The following is a 19,722-nucleotide window of genomic DNA, read 5'->3' on the forward strand; positions in this document are numbered from 1 at the left end:
TGATGCTCAGATCCAGTATGAGATGCGCTTGATGTAACGACCAGTGAGCCAAAGTGCTGATACCCAGCCGACGACGGCGAGCACTATGGTGATGATGTAGGTGTGGGTCGACGGTACTTGGCCGAGTAGGGGTAGGCGAGCCACGTCCAGCACATACAGAAGCGGGTTGTATTTGGTGATAAAGGAGTACTTGGTCAACAACTCGGCTTTGTACATGATCGGTGTGATGTAGAACGCCATCTGCACCAGCGACGCGACGATCTGTGGGAAATCACGGAAACGCGCGGAGATCAGTGCTGTGATCATGCCCATCCATGTCGCATTGATGATCAGCAGCAGCAGGCCTGGCAGGAAAAGGATCAGGGTATCCCATCGTTTGACCCCGAAGACGGCAAGCAGCAACACGATGATTGCCGCGTTGTGCCCGAAGATGACAGCGTTTCGCCAAGCCACTTGCAAAATGTAGATCAGTCTGGACGTGGCGACTTGGCGGATGTAGGCACCGTTGGCGATATAGGCGGTACTGCCTTCGGTGACGATGCTTGCGAACAGGCCCCAAAGCACCAGGCTGGCTGCTAGGTAGGGTAAATAGTCGCTCATCTTCTGCCCAAACAGCGTGCCGTAGACAATGCCTATGGTGCCGATGATCACGCCCATGCTGATGGTCAGCCAGAATGGCCCGACTCGTGAGCGGGCGTATCGCTGGCGGATTTCCAGCCAGCCGAGCAGCGTCCAGAGGCGCCAGGACACCAGGCTTTGCCTGAGGTCGGAAATAGCTTGTTTCATCAGGGGGCTCTCATTGTTACCGGACCGGCCGGAAGGCTAGGTCCTGAGGCCGGGACAAGACCCGGCGTGTTTTACGGAAAACGTAGATACTAAATTTCAACGGCCCAGGGCCTGGTCAAGCTCGTGCCGCAGATCCTCTAGATCTTCGGTGCCGACGGAAAGGCGGACCAGATTGTCGGTGATGCCGAGGCGCTTGCGCTGTGTCGGAGGAATCGAGGCGTGCGTCATCACTGCGGGCAGCTCGATCAGACTTTCCACGCCGCCGAGCGATTCAGCCAGAGCAAACAACTCGCACTTCTCCAGCATACGGCGGGCCTTGGCTTTGCCGCCCTTGATGCGCACGGAAATAATGCCGCCGAATCCGTCCATCTGACGCTTGGCCAAAGTATGTTGTGGATGGCTCTTCAAACCGGGATAGATCACATCTTCGATGCGGCTGTCACGCTCCAACCAGCGAGCCAGCTCCAGCGCACTCTCGTTGTGTGCACGCATGCGCAGGTGCAATGTCTTCAGCCCGCGCATTGCGAGGAAAGAATCGAAAGGGCCTGCTACGGCTCCGATGGAGTTTTGCAGGAATGCCATCTGCTCGGACAGCTCGTCGTTGCCGGCGACCACGATGCCGCCGATGATGTCTGAATGGCCGTTGAGGTATTTGGTGGCCGAATGCAGCACTAGGTCGGCACCATACTCCAGTGGTCTCTGTACCAGTGGTGAGCAAAAAGTATTGTCCACCACCAGCAGCAGACCATGCTTGTGGGCGAAGGCACCAAGCTTCTGAAGGTCCACGACCTTCAGCAATGGGTTGGTCGGGGTCTCCGCCCAGATCATGCGCGTGTTCGGTTGCAGCGATGCGTGCACGGCATCCAAGTCATTCAGGTCGGCATAGCTGAATTTCAAACCGGCCGAACGCTGACGTACCCGCTCAAACAGACGATAGGTTCCGCCGTACAGGTCGTCCATGGCGATGACATGGTCGCCACTATTCAGCATGTCTAACACTGTTGCAGCTGCAGCTAAGCCGGATGCGAACGCAAAGCCGGCCTTGCCCCCTTCCAGATCGGCCACACAGGCCTCGTAGGCCCCACGCGTTGGATTCCGGGTGCGGGAGTACTCATAGCCCTTGTGCTTTCCGGGGCTTTCCTGGACGTAGGTTGACGTTGCATAGATCGGCGTCATGATCGCGCCGGTGCTAGGGTCAGGCTGCTGTCCGGCATGGATGGCGCGGGTGCCGAGGCCCAACGTGCGCAAATTCTTTGCCATTCGAATTAACCTAGTGTCCAAACTCCGAGGACGTCTATTCTAGGGCAAGCCGTCGCGTGCTCCCGAAAGCGGAGTTCAGAAAGCTGAGGCTCCGCACTGCTTGGCAGGAGGGGCGCTCAGGAGGCAGGATGCTGCTTGAACACCAGCTTGGTGAAAACGACGTAGTTCCATGCTGCAATCATTACCATTACCAGCAGTTTGGCCAGCAACGGGGGGAAATCCATCGGGCCGATCATCAGACTGATGGCAATGTTGCCCAGTGCCAAATTGATCGCCGCGAGCGTCGCGTACCTGGTCAGTTCACCGCGCCAAGTCCCGCCGCTGCGGAATACCCAGTGCCGGTTCAGGAGGAAGCTAACCACGAACCCGAAGGCAAAGCTGGCGGACTGCGTCAGCAGCAGGCTCTGTGTACCCAGTAGAGAGTGCAGGCCAAGGAAGACAGCATACTCAGCCGCTGCTGCGGAGCCACCAGAGAGAAGGAAGCGTATCAGACGATTATTCATGCGAGGAAGGCAGGGCGACCGGCAGGGTGTGTCCATAAGAATCTGGTGCCGGTCGCCGACTGACTCAGTCAGAGTGCTGCTTCCAGCTCTGGCAGGATTGTGAACAGATCCCCTACCAAGCCGATGTCGGCCACCTCGAAGATCGGCGCATCGCCGTCCTTGTTGATGGCGACGATGGTGCCAGCATCCTTGATACCGGTCAGGTGCTGGATGGCGCCGGAAATGCCCACGGCGATGTAGAGCTCCGGGGCGATGATCTTGCCGGTCTGGCCCACCTGCATGTCGCTGGGCACGTAGCCGGCGTCCACCGCGGCGCGCGAGGCGCCGACGGCGGCGCCGAGCTTATCGGCCAGCTGGTAGATCACCTTGAAGTTCTCTTCCGAGCCCACGCCGCGGCCGCCGGAGACCACGCGCTTTGCGCTCTGCAGATCCGGGCGGTCGCTCTTGCCGGCGGCCAGGCCAATGAAGCGGCTTTGCGAGGGCAGGGCGACGTCGACGCTGATCGCCTCGACCGGCGCGCTGTTGCCCTTGGCCGCTTCCGGCCAGGAGGCGGCGCGCACGGTGGCCACGACCACCTGGTCAGCAGGCACCTCGACGGTGATGATGGCGTTGCCGGCGTAGATCGGGCGCTTGAAGGTGTGCGGACCTTCGACGCTCATCAGGTCCGAGACTTGGTTGACGCCGAGCAGGGCGGCCACTGCTGGCATCACATCCTTGCCGGTGGTGGTCGACGGACCGAATACATGGCTGTAGCCGGCCGCGGCCTTGGCGATCTGTGGGGCCTGCACCTGGGCCACGGCATGCTCATTGGCCGGGTTGGCCAAGGTGAGTACCTTGCTGACGCCGGCGATCTGCGCCGCTTCGGCGGCAACGGCGGCCGGGTCGGCGGCCAGCACCAGCACGTCTATGTCGCCGCCCACGGCGGTCGCAGCCGAGACAGTCTTGGCGACGGCGCTGTTGAGCTTGCCATCCAGGTGTTCGGCGATGACGAGAATCTTGGCCATTACAGCAACCCCTTCTGCTTGAGTGCGGCCACCAGTTCGGCGGCATCCTTCACCATCACGCCCTTGCTGCGCTTGGCAGGTGCGGCGTAGTGGGTGGTCTTGAACGTGTCGGCGGCTTCAACATCGAGGTCGGCCAGCTGCAGGGTTTCCAGCGGCTTGGCCTTGGCTTTCATGATGTCCGGCAGCTTGATGAAGCGCGGCTCGTTCAGGCGCAGGTCGGTGGTGATGACGGCCGGCAGGTCGACTTCCAGCGTTTCCAGGCCGGCGTCGACTTCACGGGTGACCGTGGCCTTGCCGTCAGCAATGTCCAGCTTGCTGGCGAAGGTCGCCTGCGGGCGGCCCCACAGCGTTGCCAGCATCTGGCCGGTCTGGTTGGCGTCGTCGTCGATGGCCTGCTTGCCGAGGATGACCAGATCCGGCTGTTCCTTCTCCACCAGCTTGAGCAGGGTGCGGGCAGCCGTGAGCGGCTGGATGGCTTGGTCGGTGACCACGTGGATGGCGCGGTTGGCGCCCATGGCCAGGCCGTTGCGCAGGTGCGCCTGGGCGTCGGCCGGGGCGATGGTTGCGACCACCACTTCCGTGGCGATGCCCTTGTCGCGCAGGCGCAGGGCTTCTTCCAGGGCGATCTCATCGAACGGGTTCGGCGAGAGCTTGACGCCGTCGGTGACCACGCCGGAACCGTCCGGCTTGACCTGAATGCGGACGTTGTAGTCCACCACGCGCTTGTACGCGACGAGGATTTTCATGTGCTGCAGGGTCCTTCGATTGCTGATGGGCCTGGCCGGCGAGGGCCGGTTTGGTAGGGTTGGCTCGGATTCTAGCGGTAGCTGCGCAGCCATGCTAATGCGTATGGTTGCCTGTGTTCCAGTTGCTGCAGGTGGGTAGCAAATGCGGTAAAAGCATCGAAAGTAGCAGCGCGAGCGCTACCGCTGGGTCGAAAAGAGTACCCGTGAGTTATCCATCATGACTATTTGAAAGCCCTTGGAGATTCTGAATGAATAGAGCACCAGAAGAATGCCCGGCTTGCCTGTGTGCTTTGCGAGAAGGGCTGCACTCATGGCACAAAATATGTGAGGCCTGTACATACGAAGGCAGCACGCTTCTGGTGGATATCGATGTCGATGGTCATCGAGAGGTTCTTGATGAGGTATTGAGAGAAGAGGGGCTGAGTGACCTGAGGCAATCCAACTTTCAGGTGCTGGCCTCGGAGCTGTCGGCATTTTTTCGGTCTGCCGGCGGTGGTCGTCCGCGATTGCTGGACGTGGGGTGTGCGCATGGCTGGTTTCTAGAAGCAACCGCCTCAGACTTCACCGTGTTGGGGATTGAGCCGGACGCTAGGGTCGCTGACGCTGCTCTGGCGCGCGGTTTGCCTGTCAGAAAAGGCTTTTTCCCCGATGTGCTGGGTGCAGGTGAGTGTTTCGATGTCATCATTTTCAATGATGTGATGGAGCATATACCTGACATTTCCAGTGCAATGAGCGCATGTGCGCGCCACCTCTCTCCAGGTGGGCGGGTAGTCATCAATGCCCCTGCTCGCACCGGCTTCCTGTATCGAATATCCAAGCTTCTGAGCAAGATCGGCCTTCCGGCGAGTTTCGAGCGCATGTGGCAGAAAGGGTTCCCATCACCGCACGTACATTATCTTGACGATGACAGCATTCGGGCAATTGGTGAGCGATCGGCGCTGGAGTTGGTTCAAGTGAAGACACTTCCCTCTCTGAGCACAAAAGGGCTGTACGCCCGAATCCGCTATGACCGCAGCGTTTCGAGGACCAAGGCGACAGTGATGGCCGGAATTTTGGCGGCCGCAAGTCCTTTGTTGAGAGTGCTGCCGGCTGACATCAAGGTATGGATGATGACTCCCCGGGTGTGAGCGTTTGCTGCCGCATGAACGGCAATTGCGCTCCGTTTATGCGCTGAATCGTTCCTCTTTGGTTCGTGTTGTATATGCTGTGCTGCTGATAGGGAGCACATAGCTGCCGCTCCCCACATAAAACATGACGAAAGGAGAACAGCTAGTGCCTACTTGGCTTGTGACCGGTGGCGCCGGTTTTATTGGCGGCAACTTTGTATTGGAGGCGGTCGCCAAGGGCGTGCGCGTCGTCAATCTCGATGCCCTGACCTACGCCGGCAACCTGAAGACCCTTTCCAGTCTGGACGGCAACCCGAACCACGTCTTCGTGGAAGGTGACATCGGTGATCGCGCTCTGGTCGAACGCCTGCTGGCCGAACACCAGCCCGACGCAGTGCTGAACTTCGCTGCCGAAAGCCACGTGGACCGTTCCATCGATGGCCCAGGCGCGTTCATTCAGACCAATGTGGTTGGCACCTTGGCGCTGCTTGAAGCCGTGCGCGATTACTGGAAGGCGCTGCCGGCCGACAAGGGCCAGGCGTTCCGCTTCCTGCATGTCTCGACCGACGAGGTGTACGGCACGCTGGGCGAAACGGGCCTGTTCACCGAAACCACGCCGTACGCGCCGAACTCGCCGTACTCGGCGTCCAAGGCGGCCTCGGACCATCTGGTGCGCGCTTTCCACCACACCTACGGGCTGCCGGTGCTGACCACCAACTGCTCCAACAATTACGGCCCGTATCACTTCCCAGAGAAGCTGATTCCGCTGGTGATCGCCAAGGCGCTGGCCGGTGAGCCGCTGCCGGTCTACGGCGACGGCAAGCAGGTGCGCGACTGGCTGTTCGTGACCGACCATTGCGAAGCGATTCGCACCGTGCTGGCCAAAGGCTGCGTGGGCGAGACCTACAACGTCGGCGGCAACTCGGAAAAGCAGAACATCGAAGTCGTGCAGGCCATCTGTGCCCTGCTGGACCAGCGCCGCCCGCGTCCGGATGGCCAGCCGCGCAGCAGCCAGATCACCTACGTCGCGGACCGCCCGGGCCATGACCGCCGTTATGCGATTGATGCCTCCAAATTGAAGAACGAGTTGGGCTGGGAGCCCAAGTACACCTTCGAGCAGGGCATCGCCTACACCGTGGACTGGTATCTGGACAACCAGGAATGGGTCAATGGCGTGCTCGATGGCAGCTATCGTCTGCAGCGCATCGGCACCGCCGCCTGATGACGGACCGTTGTCGCGATGTGGCTGCGCTGCCCTCGAGGGCAGTTGACGGGCGGCGCGATATCTTCACGCAAGGACTCTGGAAATGACGCAACGTAAAGGCATCATCCTGGCCGGCGGCTCCGGCACCCGGCTGTACCCGATCACCAAGGGCGTCAGCAAGCAGCTGCTGCCGGTGTACGACAAGCCGATGATCTACTACCCGCTCAGCGTGCTGATGCTGGCGGGCATCCGTGAAGTGCTGATCATCAACACGCCGCACGAGCAGGCGCTGTTCCAGCAGTTGCTGGGCGACGGTTCGCAGTGGGGCATGGATATCCAGTATGCCGTGCAGCCCAGTCCGGACGGGCTGGCGCAGGCCTACCTGATCGGCCGCGACTTCGTGGCCGGCAAGCCGAGCTGCCTGGTGCTGGGGGACAACATCTTCCATGGCCATGGACTGCGCGAGGTGCTCAAGCGTGCCGACGAGCGCGTGGACGGCTCTACCGTGTTCGGCTACTGGGTGAACGACCCGGAGCGCTACGGCGTGGCCGAGTTTGACACCAGCGGCAAGGTGATCGACCTGGTGGAGAAGCCGGAGAACCCGCGCTCCAACTACGCCGTGACCGGCCTGTACTTCTACGACGGCAACGCCAGTGATTATGCCGCCGAGCTGAAGCCGTCGCCGCGCGGCGAGCTGGAGATCACCGATCTCAACAAGCGCTACCTGACCGAGGGCAACCTGCACCTGGAAGCGCTGGGCCGCGGTTACGCCTGGCTCGATACCGGCACCCACCAGTCCCTGTTGGAAGCGTCCAACTTCATCGAGACCATCCAGACCCGCCAAGGCCTGCAGGTCTGCTGTCCGGAGGAAATCGCCTTCGGCCAGGGCTGGATCAACGCCGAGCAGTTGGAAGTTCTGGCGGCTCCCCTGATCAAGAATGGCTACGGCCAGTACCTGCACAAACTCGCCTTGCGTGGAGTTGTTCCGTGAAAGTGATTGAAACGAAGTTGCCAGGTTGCGTGGTCATCGAGCCAGCGGTGTTCGGTGACGAGCGTGGCTTTTTCTTCGAGACCTGGAATGCCGAGCGCTTTGGTCAGCACGGCCTGCCGACCCGCTTCGTGCAGAGCAACGTGTCCACCTCCGCCAAGGGTGTGCTGCGTGGCCTGCATTACCAGTGGCCGCGGCCGCAGGGCAAGCTGGTCAGCGTGCTGGAAGGCGAGGTCTATGACGTGGCCGTCGATATCCGTCGCGGCTCGCCAACCTTTGGCCAGTGGGAGGCGGTGATGCTCAGCGCCGAAAACAAGCGCCAGTTCTGGATTCCGGAAGGCTTCGCCCATGGCTTTGCGGTGCTGTCCGAGCGCGCGGTGTTCAGCTATCTGTGTACCGAGGTCTACCTGAAGGACTTCGATGCTGGCGTGCGCTGGAATGACGCCGATATTGCGGTGGATTGGCCGATCAGTGCGCCGACCCTGTCGGCCAAGGACGAAAGCGCACCGTTCCTGAAGGACATCGCTGAAGACCGTTTGCCGGTCTACACCCCATGACGGTGCTGGTATTCGGTGGCAACGGCCAGGTCGGCCAGGAGCTGCTGCGCGCGCTGGCGCCGCTTGGGCAGGTGATCGCGACCACGCGCAGCGGCCTGCTGCCCGATGGCGTGGCCTGCGAGACGGCGGACTTCGGCCAGCCGGACAGCCTGCCGGCGCTGCTGGATCGCCTGCAACCCTCGGTGGTGGTCAACGCGGCGGCCTACACCGCCGTGGACCGCGCCGAGCAGGACGTTGAGGCGGCCTTCGCCACCAACGCGCAGGCACCGGGCGTGATCGCACGCTGGTGCGCGGCTCATGGCGTGCCGCTGGTGCATTACTCCACCGACTACGTGTTCGACGGCCAAGGCACGGCGCCGTACCGCGAGGATGAGCCGACCGCGCCGCTGGGCGTGTATGGCACCAGCAAGCGCGATGGCGAGGACGCCGTACGGGCCGCCGGTGGTCGCCATCTGATCTTCCGCACCGCCTGGGTGTATGCCGCGCACGGAGCCAATTTCCTGCGCACGATGCTGCGGGTGGGGGCCGAGCGTGAGGAATTGCGCGTGGTCGCCGACCAGATCGGAACGCCGACGCCGGCGGTGCTGATTGCCGAGGTTACGGCCAAAGCACTGCAGCATCCGGAGCAGCTGTCCGGCACCTGGCATCTGACCGCCTCCGGGCAGACTAGCTGGCACGGCTTTGCCGAGGCGATTTTTGCCGAGGCGGTGTCTGCCGGGCTGCTGACCAGGGCGCCGCACGTTCACGCGATCAGCAGCGCGGAATATCCCACACCCGCCCAGCGTCCGGCCTGGTCGGTACTGGACAATGCCAAACTGCAGCAGGACTTTGGCATCGTGTTGCCGCCATGGCGGGAAGGCCTGCAGCGGGTGATCGGTCAATTGCGCGCACAGCGCTGATCGATGGAATGAAAAGCCCCGGAGTTCCCGGGGCTTTTCATATGCGGCGATCGGTGCGGCTCAGGTGCGGCCGTAGGTGTCCTCGAAGCGCACGATATCGTCTTCGCCCAGGTAGCTGCCCGACTGCACTTCGATCAGCTCCAGCGGCAACCTGCCGGGGTTGCGCAGACGGTGGGTCACGCCCAGCGGGATATAGGTGCTCTGGTTCTCGGTCAGCAGCAACACTTCCTCGCCGCGGGTGACCTCGGCGGTACCGCTGACCACGATCCAGTGCTCGGCACGGTGGTGGTGCATCTGCAGGCTCAGCGTGCCGCCGGGCTTGACGGTGATGCGCTTGACCTGGAAACGCTCGCCGTTGTCGATGGAATCGTAAGCCCCCCAGGGGCGGTAGACCTTGCGATGCCAGGTGGCTTCGCTGCGACCGTCGGCCTTCAGTCGGGCCACCACATCCTTGACCTCCTGCATGCGGTCGGATCTGCCGACCAGCACCGCGTCATCGGTTTCGACCACGACCACGTCCTCCAGGCCGACCATCGCGATCAGACGGTCGCCATAGGCGAAGGTGTTGTGGCAATCGATGGCGATGACATCGCCGCGATGGGCGTTGCCGTCGGCGTCCTGCGCGGACACGTCGCGCAGGGCGGTCCACGAGCCGACATCGCTCCAGCCCGCATCCAGCGGCACTACCGCCGCATCGGCGGTCTTTTCCATCACCGCGTAGTCGATGGAGTCCGACGGGCTGGCCTGGAAGGCATCCGCATCCAGGCGGATGAAGTCGCTGTCGCGGCGGGCCCGCTCCCACGACGTGCGGCATGCAGCCAGGATCTGCGGCTGCAGGCGTTCGAGCTCCTCCAGATAACGGGACGCGCGGAATAGGAACATGCCACTGTTCCAGTAGTACTCGCCCGAGGCGACGTAACCCTGCGCCGTCTGCAGATCGGGCTTCTCGACAAAGCGCTCGATCGCGCGCGGACCCTCACCGGCCACTGCCTTGATGTAGCCGTAGCCGGTCTCCGGCGCGGTCGGCTGGATCCCGAAGGTCACCAGCTTGCCCTGTCCGGCGAGGCTGGCGGCCTGGGCGATGGCCTGGTGGAAGCGGGGAATGTCATTGATCAGGTGATCCGAGGGCAGCACCAGCAGCAGGGGATCTTCACCGTTGCGGCGGGCCTCCAGCGCGGCGGCGGCGATGGCCGGGGCGGTGTTGCGGCCGGCCGGTTCCAGCAGGATCGCCGACGGCGCGGTACCAACCTGCTGCAGTTGCTCGGCGGCAACAAAACGGTGCGCTTCGTTGGCCACCACGATGGGCGCCTGCGCGGCGATGTCGGCCACGCGCAGCCAGGTGGACTGCAGCATGGTGCGCTCGCCGGTCAGCGGCAGGAACTGCTTCGGGTAGGCCTCACGCGACAGCGGCCACAGACGCGTGCCGGAACCACCGGAGAGGATGATGGGCAGGATCGGATTCATGGGGGGCCTCAGGCGGAGATCAGGTCGGAAATCTCGCGGGTACGCTGTGCCAGCAGCGTAGCGTCACCGCGGGTTTCCACGTTCAGGCGCAGCAGCGGTTCGGTATTGGAACTGCGCAGGTTGAAGCGCCAGTCACCGAAATCGGCACTGATACCGTCGGTGTGGTCCAGCATCGGCAACTGCGCGGCGAAATGCGCCATCACCCGCGCCACCGCCGCCTTCGCATCGGCGACCTTGAAGTTGATCTCGCCACTGCAGGGGAAGCGCGCCATGCGGTCTTCCACCAGTTCGGCCAGCGATTGGCCACTGCTGGAAACCAGCGCGGCGATCAGCAGCCAGGGGATCATGCCCGAGTCGGCATAGGCGAATTCGCGGAAGTAGTGATGGGCGCTCATCTCGCCGCCGTAGACGGCGTTCTCGGCACGCATCTTCTCCTTGATGAAGGCGTGGCCGCTCTTGCACAGCACCGGCACGCCGCCGGCGGCTTCGACCATTTCCACCGTGTTCCAGGTCAGGCGCGGATCGTGGATGATCTTGCCGCCCGGGTTGCGGGCGAGGATGGCCTGGGCCAGCAGGCCGACCAGGTAATAGCCCTCGATGAAGCGGCCGTTGTGGTCGAAGAAGAAGCAGCGGTCGAAGTCGCCGTCCCAGGCGATGCCGAAGTCGGCACCGTGTTCGCGCACTGCCTGTGCGGTGAGCGCACGGTTCTCCGGCAGCAGCGGGTTGGGGATGCCATTGGGGAAGCTGCCATCGGGCTCGTGGCAGATGCGCACGAAGTCCAGCGGCAGGTGCGGTGCCAGCAGATCGATGACGGCGCCGGCGCCGCCGTTGCCGGCATTGACCACCAGCTTCAGCGGCTTGAGTGCGGCGGCGTCCACATAGCCGAGCAGGTGCTGGATGTAGGCGCTCTTGTCATGTTCGGTGCGCAGACCGCCATGCGGCGTTTGCGCCTCGGACGTATCGGTGGCGACGGCATCGGAGATCGCGAAAAGCCCGGTATCGGAGCTGATCGGACGCGCGCTCTCCTTCACCAGCTTCATCCCGTTGTAGTCCATCGGATTGTGGCTGGCGGTGACCATCACCCCACCGGCCGCACCGAGATGATCGGTCTGGAAGTAGACCTCCTCGGTACCGCACAGGCCGATATCGACCACCTCCCGGCCCTCGCCACGCAGACCGGCGGCCAGTGCGTCCTGCAACGCCGGACTGGTCAGGCGCACGTCATGCCCGAGAACCACCGCGCCTTCCCCGAGCTGGGCCGCCAGCGCCTTGCCGACTTTCCGGGCGATGTCTTGATTGAGTTCTTCCGGCACGCGGCCGCGGATGTCGTAGGCCTTGAAGGCGGGGAGAGGCATGCATGCATCCTGCTGGAATAGAGGAGCCTAGTTTAGTCGCCCGCCGCGGAACTGGCTGTCTGCGGGCTGGACGAAGGTCCAAGGCGGCTGATCCGGGAACGCCGCTAGAATGCGTGCATCCTTGGTTATTGTGGGCGTGATGCGATGAGCGATCTCTCTACCCCGACCGGCAAACGCGGCAAGCTGTACGCCTCGGCTGCCGAGGCGCTGGCCGGCATCGTGGCCGACGGGCAGACGCTGGCGGTCGGCGGCTTCGGCCTGTGCGGCATTCCCGAGGCCCTGATCGCCGCGCTGCGCGACAGTGGGGTCAAGGGGCTGACGGCGATTTCCAACAATGCCGGCGTCGATGGCTTCGGCTTGGGCCAGCTGCTGGAAACCCGCCAGATCAGGAAGATGATTTCGTCCTATGTGGGCGAGAACAAGGAGTTCGAGCGCCAGTACCTGGCCGGTGAACTGGAGCTGGAGTTCAACCCGCAGGGCACCCTGGCCGAGCGCCTGCGCGCCGGCGGGGCGGGCATCCCCGCCTTCTTCACTGCCACCGGCTACGGCACTGTGGTGGCCGAAGGCAAGGAAACCCGCGAGATCGACGGCAAACACTATGTGCTGGAGACCGCGCTCAAGGCCGACGTGTCGCTGGTCAAGGCGTGGAAGGCCGACGAAGCCGGCAACCTGCTGTTCCGCAAGACCGCGCGCAACTTCAATCCGGCCTGCGCGATGGCCGGCAAGGTCTGCGTGGTCGAGGTGGAGGAGATCGTGCCGGTCGGCGCCATCGATCCGGACCAGGTGCACCTGCCGGGGATCTACGTCGATCGTATCGTATTGAACGCAACGCCGGAAAAGCGCATCGAGCAGCGCACCGTGCGTCAGGAGGGGAACTGAAATGGCCTGGACCCGTGACGAAATGGCACAGCGCGCCGCGCGCGAGCTGACCGATGGCGCCTATGTGAACCTGGGTATCGGCCTGCCGACCCTGGTTGCCAACCATATCCCCGAAGGCATGGACGTATGGCTGCAGTCCGAGAACGGCCTGCTTGGCATCGGCCCGTTCCCGACCGAAGCCGAAGTGGATGCCGACCTGATCAATGCCGGCAAGCAGACCGTCACCGCGCGTGCCGGTGCCAGCTACTTCGGCAGCCATGATTCGTTCGCGATGATCCGCGGCGGTCACATCAACCTGGCCATCCTCGGCGCGATGCAGGTCACCGACAAGGGCGACCTGGCCAACTGGATGGTGCCCGGCAAGATGGTCAAGGGCATGGGCGGCGCGATGGATCTGGTGGCCGGCGTGCAGCGCGTGGTGGTGCTGATGGAGCACACCGCCAAGAACGGTGAACACAAGATCCTGGCCGACTGCACGCTGCCGCTGACAGGCGTGGGGGTGGTTGATCGCATCATCACCGATCTGGCCGTGTTCGACATTACCGACAACGGCCTGGTGCTGGTGGAAGCCGCACCGGGTGTCAGCGATGACGAGCTGAAGGAAAAGACCGGCGTGCCGTTCCAGTGCGTTTGAGGTAGGTTCTGCGGACCGAATTTTCGGTCCGCAGTCTTATCAACAGAGTTTTACTGGCGACGCGCATAAGCATAGCCTTGGCCAAGTGCTGTATTGGGGTGTGAGCAGCCGGATATTGCGGATGTCTCGATGATCTGGAAACCGGCGGCATGAATTACCGCACCACTTATCCGCTCGATGGCATGTGCGAGCGTGCCGTCAATCTGCCCTTTTTCAGGTTCGAATGCAGCTTCGTAAAGGTGTGCGTCCAGTAACGGGCGCAATGCCTGTAGTCGTGCCCAGAACATGCTGCCAGAGGCAAAGAAATCGTCTTTGATATCACCATCCAGCCCTAAGCGGACCTGTAGCGTTTCAAGGTGGGGGGCATTGCCGCCTAGGAACTGTGCGACTGGAAGCAGGTGCCCGGCAGGTACGATCATGCCGATATCAGGGTGTGCCTGCATATAGGCCAATATGGTTTGACTTGCTTGATCTCCAATTAGCAGATCCACCATCTCCCTGCGCCATTGATCGCCGTTGGAACGGTGGACTGAACGCTTCGTGTGCAGCTTCAGCACTACTTCCTCGCCTTCGTCGAGCAGACGATTGGCAACATGTAGGAATGGAAGAACGTCACGCCCCCGATTGACGAATGCTAATACTTCGACCTTGTCGCCAAGTTGATGTTGGGCAACAAGCTGGCGCACGTCGGCATCATGTTGATGCGTGGTGGTTATTACGATGCGTGCCTGCAGCGTGCTGGATTCAACGATGTCCAGCAGTTCGTCAAGCACGTCCATATACCACGCATGTATAACGATGCATGGTCTATGGATCAGTTGAGGCTGAGGGTTAAGCGCCTGACGGGTTGCAGCCAGCCACGCATGCCCCAGGCGGGCGTCTGGCTCAAGCACAGCGCCCTCGGCCCACTCGTTCCACGCGTTGATGAACACCAGACGGTCCGTTTGCGGGACTGCAGCAAGCCGACTATGAATCGTAGTGCTCAGCCAATCGCGATAGCCGCGCGGCGATGCATGTAGATAGACCCTCCCTCGCCCGGAGCGGCGGGCCTCGTTGTCCCAGCCCGGGTTGACGCCTGGGTAAAGCTTGTAATCTGGAAGCGGTCTAGTAGCGATTTCCTTGGCGAGTTCGCGCCAGTCACGGACATCCCCATTGAACTCCGGGTTGATCAACCACTGGTCGGCGGAAAGTGAGCGGGGATTGCTCATGTTGGGCGGAAATTCGACTGCTGCGTCAAAGCCGATGTCGCGGGGGTTGGGGCGTTCGAAGCCTTGAACATAGGCCAAGTGAATCTCGCCGATATGATTCTCCCGGCACCACTTCCGCCATCGTTTCCCCGTCGCATGGGCATCAGGCAGCAGGTTAGGCCGGTACACCAGCAGTATGGGTTTGCCATCAACTTTTAACGCCCGGCGATCACGCAGGTAGGGGCTGATATGGGCGATGAAGGCCAGATCGTCCTCAGCACTATGTTGCTGTCCGATCAGGACGTCCTCATCTCGCCCATCCCAGCGTCTTGCCCAGTTTTCGTTTGCCCAACAAAGACAGAATGGCAGGTCAATACTGTCATCGGCGAGCCACTGGCGTAGCGGCGCTTCCATCAGCGTGCGGCCGCTGAACCAGTAAAAGTAGAAGCAGAAGGCGCCGATACCGTACTCGGCGGCCAGGCGCGCCTGATCACGCATGATCTGTGGCTGACCGAGGTCGTAGAAGCCAAGGTCGGCGGGCAGGCGTGGCTGGATGTGGCCTTCAAACTGCGGCAGCGCCCGGGTGACATTGCGCCACTCGGTAAATCCTTTCCCCCACCAAGCGTCGTTTTCCGGAAAGGTATGGAACTGGGGAAGATAGAAGGCCACCAGCGTTGCGGGTAGGCGGGAGGACAAGGGCACCTTTTCATAGGGCACATGACCAATAGCCGCGTCGTCGGCTCGCCAGTATAGGCGGGCTCCCGGGCGGCTTGCGTCGGGTGGGGCGTCGTCACGTCCCCGTGCTGGTGGCGGTATCCAAGCCTCGTGACGGCTCATCAGGCGTGTTCGCAGGCGATCGCGTTGCCCATCAGTGAGGGGAAGCGCACGAAACAGCGTCCGCAGCAACGGATAGAGCTTCTGTCGTAGGTGATTGTTGTTCACGAGCCAGTGACCTGCAGGTAATGAAGAGAAGAGGTCATCCGGGCTCCAATAAACATATGCGGTTGGCATTTTGCGATGTTGTAGCTTCCCCGGCAAACCTGTTGGCTGTGCTAGCGTTCGGTGATGTTGCTCCCGTGCGAATTCACTGATGCCGAGGTCCGCTACCTGCACGACTGGTTGTCGCCCGTCGAGGCTGATCTTTTGCTACAAACGCTGCGCGAAGCGGCACCGTGGGAAGTCCATCGCCTGCGCATGTTCGGGCGCTGGGTGGATTCGCCGCGGTTGAGCTGCTGGATGGGCGATGCAGGCGCGTTCTATCGTTATTCCGGCGCGGATTTCGTGCCGCATCCGTGGTTGGAGTCGTTGCTGCCGCTGCGTGAAAGGTTGCAGCAGGCTTGCCAGAGTCGATTCAACAGCGTGCTGCTCAACCGATACCGCAATGGTGGTGACAGCATGGGCTGGCACAGCGACGACGAGCCGGAGCTGGGCGAGCGGCCGTTGATCGCCTCGCTGAGCCTGGGAGCGCCGCGGCGCTTTCTGCTGCGCCGGCGCGATGACCATTCCTGCAAGCGGGAGTTCCTGCTCGGCCACGGGGATCTGCTGGTGATGGCCGGCGATACCCAGCGCTTCTACCAGCATGCACTGCCGAAGACGCGGCGCCCGACTGGCGAGCGCATCAACCTTACTTTCCGCCAGATCCTTGAGCGGGCAGCGCCGCGGCGTCCTGCTGGCCGCTGACCAGCGTCCAGCCGATCAGATCGCCAGCCGTCTTGTCCAGCGCGGTTTCAAAGGCGCGCGCCACGCTGGGCAGCTCGGCGGAGGCGGCCGGTTCGGCAACCAGGAACGTGCGCGAGGCGACCACGCGCTGGTCGATGCTGTGGATCAGCTTGGCATTGAGCTCGATGGTCGCCGCCGGGGTGTCGCCGCCGCGGTAATCGGCTTCGAAGCGGCGCAGGTCGGTGGTGAGCTTGTAGTCGGAGCGGATGCCGGCCGCAATGCGCGCCACCGCGTCGATCCGTCCGGAATCCTCGAAACCGCGCAACAGGGTGTCTTCGAGAATGTCGGTGGCCGGTTGCGACCAGGTCGCCCCCTTGTAGACCTCCAGTTCGCCCGGCGTCGGCCGCACATTGATGCGCGGGCTGTCGACCAGGCGCGCGGCGCTGGGCTTGGCGATGGCCAGCTGCCAGTCAACGCTGGGCCAGGCCGGATCGGCCTGCACGCGCACCTGCGGTGCATAGATGGTGGTGGATTGGCGGTCGCCGCCGGCCAGCACCGAGCAACCGGCCAGTGCCAGCGCGCACCACGGCGCGATCAGTCGGATTGAAAAGGAGAGCTTCATTTCGGTTCGAATTCCTTCGGGGCATCGCGACCGAGCAGGTAGCGCGCCGGGTTGTTCTCCAGCCGGTCACTGACCCGGCGCAGGTCGCGGATCAGTCCGCGCAGTTCGGTCAGGGTCGGGCCCAGCTGGGCCAGTCCATCGTTGGCGAAGCTGTTGATGGCCGCGCGGTTCTCGCCGAGGATCGCATCGGCGTTGCCGGCGGCCGAGTCGAGCTTGGACAGGCTGGTATCGAGTTTTTCCAGTGAGGCCGGCAGCTGCCGCAGCACGTTCTGGTCCAGATGCTGGATCGCCCCATTGGCCGTCCCCAGGGTCACATTGAGGTTGCGCGCAGCATCGCGTGCTTCCAGCAGCAGCGCCCGGGTGCCTTCGTCGCGGTCGGCCAAACCGCCGCTGATGGTTTCCAGGTGGGCCAGCGTGGTGGTGATCTTGCCCACGTTCTCATCGCTGAGCAGCTGGTCCATGCGCTCGACCACGCGATTGGCCACATCGGTGATGTTCTGCAGTGCCGAGGGCGCCGTGGCGATGGTCGGAATCGGTTCGTTGCTGGCGGCCGTCAGCGCCGCTGCCTGTGGCGTGCCGCCACTGAGCTGGATGATCGCCGGCCCGGTCAGGCTGGTGATGGCGAGCTTGGCGCGGGTGTCGGTTTTCACCGGTGTGGTGGAGTTCAGGCGCAGGCGCGCGATCACCTTGCGCGGATCCTCGGGGGCGAGTGAAAGCTCGGTGATCGAGCCCACGGCGATGCCGTTGTATTGCACCGGGCTGCCGACCGACAGGCCGGTGACGGCCTCATCGAACACCACCCGATATTGCTGCCAGGTGCGGTCGGAGGAGTACTTGGCCGCCCATAGACCGAAGAACAGCAGCGCGATCGAGATGATCAGGGTGAAGGCGCCGATCAGGACGTAATTGGCTTTGGTTTCCATATCAGGCGTGCTCGGGCAGTTGTCCGCGCGCGGCGCGGGCGCGGGGGCCGTGGAAGTATTCGCGGATCCACGGATGATCCAGCTGTTCGATTTCGGGCAGCGGCGCGTTGGCGATCACCTTCTGGTCGGCCAGCACCGCCACGCGGTCACAGATAGCGTAAAGCGTGTCCAGATCGTGTGTGATCAGGAACACGGTCAGGCCCAGCGCTTCCTGCAGAGTCTTGATCAGCCGGTCGAAGGCGGCCGCGCCGATCGGGTCGAGCCCGGCGGTGGGTTCATCCAGAAACAGCAAGGGCGGGTCCAGCGCCAACGCGCGGGCCAGGCCGGCACGCTTGCGCATGCCGCCGGACAGCTGCGAGGGCAGCTTGTTGATCGCATCGGCCGGCAGACCGGCCAGTTTCACCTTCAGCAGCGCCAGCTCGTAATGCCAGCGTTCGCTCAGTTCGGGGTGATGCTCCTTGAGCGGCACCTGGACGTTCTCGCCGACGGTGAGCGAGGAGAACAGGGCGCCATCCTGGAACAACACGCCGGTATTGCGCTCGATCCGCAGCCGGTCGGCGGGATCACCCGAGCGGGCGTTCACCCCCAGCACCTCGATCTGTCCGGCATCGGGTGTGCGCAGCCCCAGGATGGAGCGCATCAGCACCGATTTGCCGGTGCCCGAGCCGCCGACGATACCCAGGATCTCGCCGCGGCGGACTTCCAGATCCAGCCCCTCGTGCACGGTCTGGCTGCCGAAACGGTTGACCAGCCCGCATACGCGGATGGCCAGGTCGGGGGTGTGCGCACCATTCTTCGAGGCGATGGCCATCATTACCAGTCCATGTGCATGAACCACAGCGCGGCCAATGCGTCGAGGATGATCACCAGCGAAATGGTCTGCACCACGCTGGAGGTGGTGCGCTCACCGACCGATTGTGCGGTGCCTTCCACTTTCAGGCCTTCCAGGCAGCCGATCAGCGCGATGATCAGCGCAAACACCGGCGCTTTGGACAGGCCCACCAGCATGTGTCGCACTTCGATCGTGTCATGCATGCGTGCCAGGTACATCTGTGGCGGGATATCCAGGTCGAACGCGCCCACGGTGACGCCGCCGGCCAGTCCGGCGAGCATCGCCACGAAGGTCAGCAGCGGGAGCATCACCAGCAGGGCGATCACCCGCGGCAGCACCAGCAGATCGATCGGATCCAGCCCGAGGGTCTGGATCGCGTCGATCTCCTCGCGCGCCTTCATTGCGCCGATCTGCGCGGTGAAGGCGCTGGCCGTGCGCCCGGCCAGGACGATCGCGGTCAGCAGCACCGCGAATTCGCGCAGGAACGCGATGGAAACCAGTTCCACCACGAAAATCTCCGCGCCGAAGTCGCGCAGGATGGTCGAACCGAGGAAGGCGATCACCGCGCCCACCAGGTAGGACAGCAGCGCCACCAGCGGCACCGCGTCCAGTCCGACATCTTCCATGTGGCTGACGGTGGCGGTCAGGCGCAGACGCCGTGGCTGGCGCAGCAGACGGCCGAGCTTGACCAGGTTCTCGCCGAGGAAGTTGACCAGCACCACGATGTTGAGGCCGATGGCGTGGACCGAACGGCCCAGCCGCTCCAGCGCGGCGATGATGCCGTAGTCGCGCGGCGGCTTGGGACGCTCGTCGGCCACTTCCTCGATCGTGCACACCAGCGCCTTGTGTTCATCCCGGAACCGCAGCGCCTCGTCGGGGAGACCGGCCTGGTGCGCGTAGCGCAGCAGCAGCAATACCCCGGCCGAATCCAGGCCGTCGACCGCGCGTGCGTCGACGCTGCGCACCGGTGCGGTGATTTGCCCCAGCAGCTCGGTCGCCCGCAACGCGGTGGCGAGCGTCCAGCTGCCCGACAAGCGGAGCTGGCCCTCGATGTCCGGATCGAGCAGGTAGTGGGGTGGTGGGTGATCTTTCATGGGTGGCATCCGCTGCCGAG

20 protein-coding genes are annotated in these 19,722 nt (G+C 63.1%); 8 read left to right on the forward strand and 12 right to left on the reverse strand.

The window, feature by feature from the left end:
• Window positions 1–6: 6 nt before the first annotated feature.
• The 5 genes from ACVOMH_RS13840 to ACVOMH_RS13860 all read right to left on the reverse strand — a co-directional run bounded on the left by ACVOMH_RS13840 (window position 7) and on the right by ACVOMH_RS13860 (window position 4,299).
• Window positions 7–786, reverse strand: coding sequence for an ABC transporter permease (locus ACVOMH_RS13840; protein ID WP_481552333.1), 780 nt, complete (start codon window positions 784–786; stop codon window positions 7–9).
• A gap of 96 nt (window positions 787–882) precedes the next feature.
• Window positions 883–2,046, reverse strand: coding sequence for a cystathionine gamma-synthase (locus tag ACVOMH_RS13845; protein WP_481552334.1), 1,164 nt, complete (start codon window positions 2,044–2,046; stop codon window positions 883–885).
• Window positions 2,047–2,162: 116 nt separating this feature from the next.
• Window positions 2,163–2,549: a GtrA family protein gene (locus tag ACVOMH_RS13850; RefSeq protein WP_481552335.1), complete on the reverse strand. Its 387-nt coding sequence runs from the start codon at window positions 2,547–2,549 to the stop codon at window positions 2,163–2,165.
• 68 nt (window positions 2,550–2,617) lie between these two features.
• Entirely contained in the window at window positions 2,618–3,553 is a 936-nt protein-coding gene (locus ACVOMH_RS13855) for an electron transfer flavoprotein subunit alpha/FixB family protein (protein ID WP_481552336.1), read from the reverse strand.
• A complete protein-coding gene (locus ACVOMH_RS13860) occupies window positions 3,553–4,299 on the reverse strand; it encodes an electron transfer flavoprotein subunit beta/FixA family protein (protein ID WP_481552337.1) in 747 nt (248 codons plus the stop codon). Before ACVOMH_RS13860 ends, ACVOMH_RS13855 begins: the two co-directional genes overlap by 1 nt.
• Window positions 4,300–4,658: 359 nt before the next feature.
• Here ACVOMH_RS13860 and ACVOMH_RS13865 point away from each other — a divergent pair, with 359 nt between their 5' ends.
• The 5 genes from ACVOMH_RS13865 to rfbD all read left to right on the forward strand — a co-directional run bounded on the left by ACVOMH_RS13865 (window position 4,659) and on the right by rfbD (window position 9,053).
• Entirely contained in the window at window positions 4,659–5,426 is a 768-nt protein-coding gene (locus ACVOMH_RS13865; protein WP_481552338.1) for a class I SAM-dependent methyltransferase, read from the forward strand.
• Window positions 5,427–5,571: 145 nt separating this feature from the next.
• On the forward strand, window positions 5,572–6,627 hold the full coding sequence (rfbB, locus tag ACVOMH_RS13870) for a dTDP-glucose 4,6-dehydratase (protein ID WP_481552339.1): 1,056 nt from the start codon (window positions 5,572–5,574) through the stop codon (window positions 6,625–6,627).
• 85 nt (window positions 6,628–6,712) lie between these two features.
• The gene (gene rfbA, locus ACVOMH_RS13875; RefSeq protein ID WP_481552340.1) at window positions 6,713–7,600 is read left to right on the forward strand and encodes a glucose-1-phosphate thymidylyltransferase RfbA; all 888 of its coding nucleotides are present in this window, start codon (window positions 6,713–6,715) and stop codon (window positions 7,598–7,600) included.
• Entirely contained in the window at window positions 7,597–8,154 is a 558-nt protein-coding gene (gene rfbC, locus ACVOMH_RS13880) for a dTDP-4-dehydrorhamnose 3,5-epimerase (protein ID WP_481552341.1), read from the forward strand. The genes rfbA and rfbC overlap by 4 nt, the downstream gene beginning before the upstream one ends.
• Window positions 8,151–9,053: a dTDP-4-dehydrorhamnose reductase gene (gene rfbD / locus ACVOMH_RS13885; protein ID WP_481552342.1), complete on the forward strand. Its 903-nt coding sequence runs from the start codon at window positions 8,151–8,153 to the stop codon at window positions 9,051–9,053. The genes rfbC and rfbD overlap by 4 nt, the downstream gene beginning before the upstream one ends.
• 60 nt (window positions 9,054–9,113) lie before the next feature.
• Here the strand turns inward: rfbD and ACVOMH_RS13890 are convergent, their stop codons facing one another.
• Together ACVOMH_RS13890 and ACVOMH_RS13895 are read right to left on the reverse strand one after the other, a co-directional pair.
• Window positions 9,114–10,517, reverse strand: a complete 1,404-nt coding sequence (locus tag ACVOMH_RS13890) for a mannose-1-phosphate guanylyltransferase/mannose-6-phosphate isomerase (RefSeq protein WP_481552343.1) — start codon at window positions 10,515–10,517, stop codon at window positions 9,114–9,116.
• A gap of 8 nt (window positions 10,518–10,525) precedes the next feature.
• Entirely contained in the window at window positions 10,526–11,872 is a 1,347-nt protein-coding gene (locus tag ACVOMH_RS13895; protein ID WP_481552344.1) for a phosphohexomutase domain-containing protein, read from the reverse strand.
• Between the two features lie 144 nt (window positions 11,873–12,016).
• Here ACVOMH_RS13895 and ACVOMH_RS13900 point away from each other — a divergent pair, with 144 nt between their 5' ends.
• Together ACVOMH_RS13900 and ACVOMH_RS13905 are read left to right on the forward strand one after the other, a co-directional pair.
• Entirely contained in the window at window positions 12,017–12,751 is a 735-nt protein-coding gene (locus ACVOMH_RS13900; RefSeq protein ID WP_057506110.1) for a CoA transferase subunit A, read from the forward strand.
• A 1-nt stretch (window position 12,752) separates the two neighbouring features.
• Complete coding sequence (locus tag ACVOMH_RS13905) at window positions 12,753–13,385, forward strand: CoA transferase subunit B (protein WP_481552345.1); 633 nt, start codon at window positions 12,753–12,755, stop codon at window positions 13,383–13,385.
• A 50-nt stretch (window positions 13,386–13,435) separates the two neighbouring features.
• Here ACVOMH_RS13905 and ACVOMH_RS13910 read toward each other — a convergent pair whose 3' ends face one another.
• Window positions 13,436–15,583 carry a glycoside hydrolase family 99-like domain-containing protein gene (locus tag ACVOMH_RS13910; RefSeq protein WP_481552346.1) on the reverse strand — a complete coding sequence of 716 codons (2,148 nt, stop codon included), beginning with the start codon at window positions 15,581–15,583 and terminating at the stop codon, window positions 13,436–13,438.
• Between the two features lie 54 nt (window positions 15,584–15,637).
• Between ACVOMH_RS13910 and ACVOMH_RS13915 the strand changes: the two genes are divergently transcribed.
• On the forward strand, window positions 15,638–16,252 hold the full coding sequence (locus tag ACVOMH_RS13915; protein ID WP_481552347.1) for an alpha-ketoglutarate-dependent dioxygenase AlkB family protein: 615 nt from the start codon (window positions 15,638–15,640) through the stop codon (window positions 16,250–16,252).
• Here ACVOMH_RS13915 and ACVOMH_RS13920 read toward each other — a convergent pair.
• From ACVOMH_RS13920 to ACVOMH_RS13935, 4 genes are read right to left on the reverse strand one after another with little or no spacing between them, the layout of a single operon-like run.
• Window positions 16,197–16,853: an ABC-type transport auxiliary lipoprotein family protein gene (locus ACVOMH_RS13920; protein ID WP_481552348.1), complete on the reverse strand. Its 657-nt coding sequence runs from the start codon at window positions 16,851–16,853 to the stop codon at window positions 16,197–16,199. The two genes, ACVOMH_RS13915 and ACVOMH_RS13920, sit on opposite strands and share 56 nt — an antisense overlap.
• A complete protein-coding gene (locus ACVOMH_RS13925) occupies window positions 16,850–17,776 on the reverse strand; it encodes an MlaD family protein (RefSeq protein ID WP_054657500.1) in 927 nt (308 codons plus the stop codon). Before ACVOMH_RS13925 ends, ACVOMH_RS13920 begins: the two co-directional genes overlap by 4 nt.
• 1 nt (window position 17,777) lies before the next feature.
• Window positions 17,778–18,590, reverse strand: coding sequence for an ABC transporter ATP-binding protein (locus ACVOMH_RS13930; RefSeq protein ID WP_054657502.1), 813 nt, complete (start codon window positions 18,588–18,590; stop codon window positions 17,778–17,780).
• On the reverse strand, window positions 18,590–19,702 hold the full coding sequence (locus tag ACVOMH_RS13935) for an ABC transporter permease (RefSeq protein WP_481552349.1): 1,113 nt from the start codon (window positions 19,700–19,702) through the stop codon (window positions 18,590–18,592). Before ACVOMH_RS13935 ends, ACVOMH_RS13930 begins: the two co-directional genes overlap by 1 nt.
• Window positions 19,703–19,722: the final 20 nt, after the last annotated feature.

Source organism: Stenotrophomonas sp. STEN013 (genome assembly GCF_056760355.1).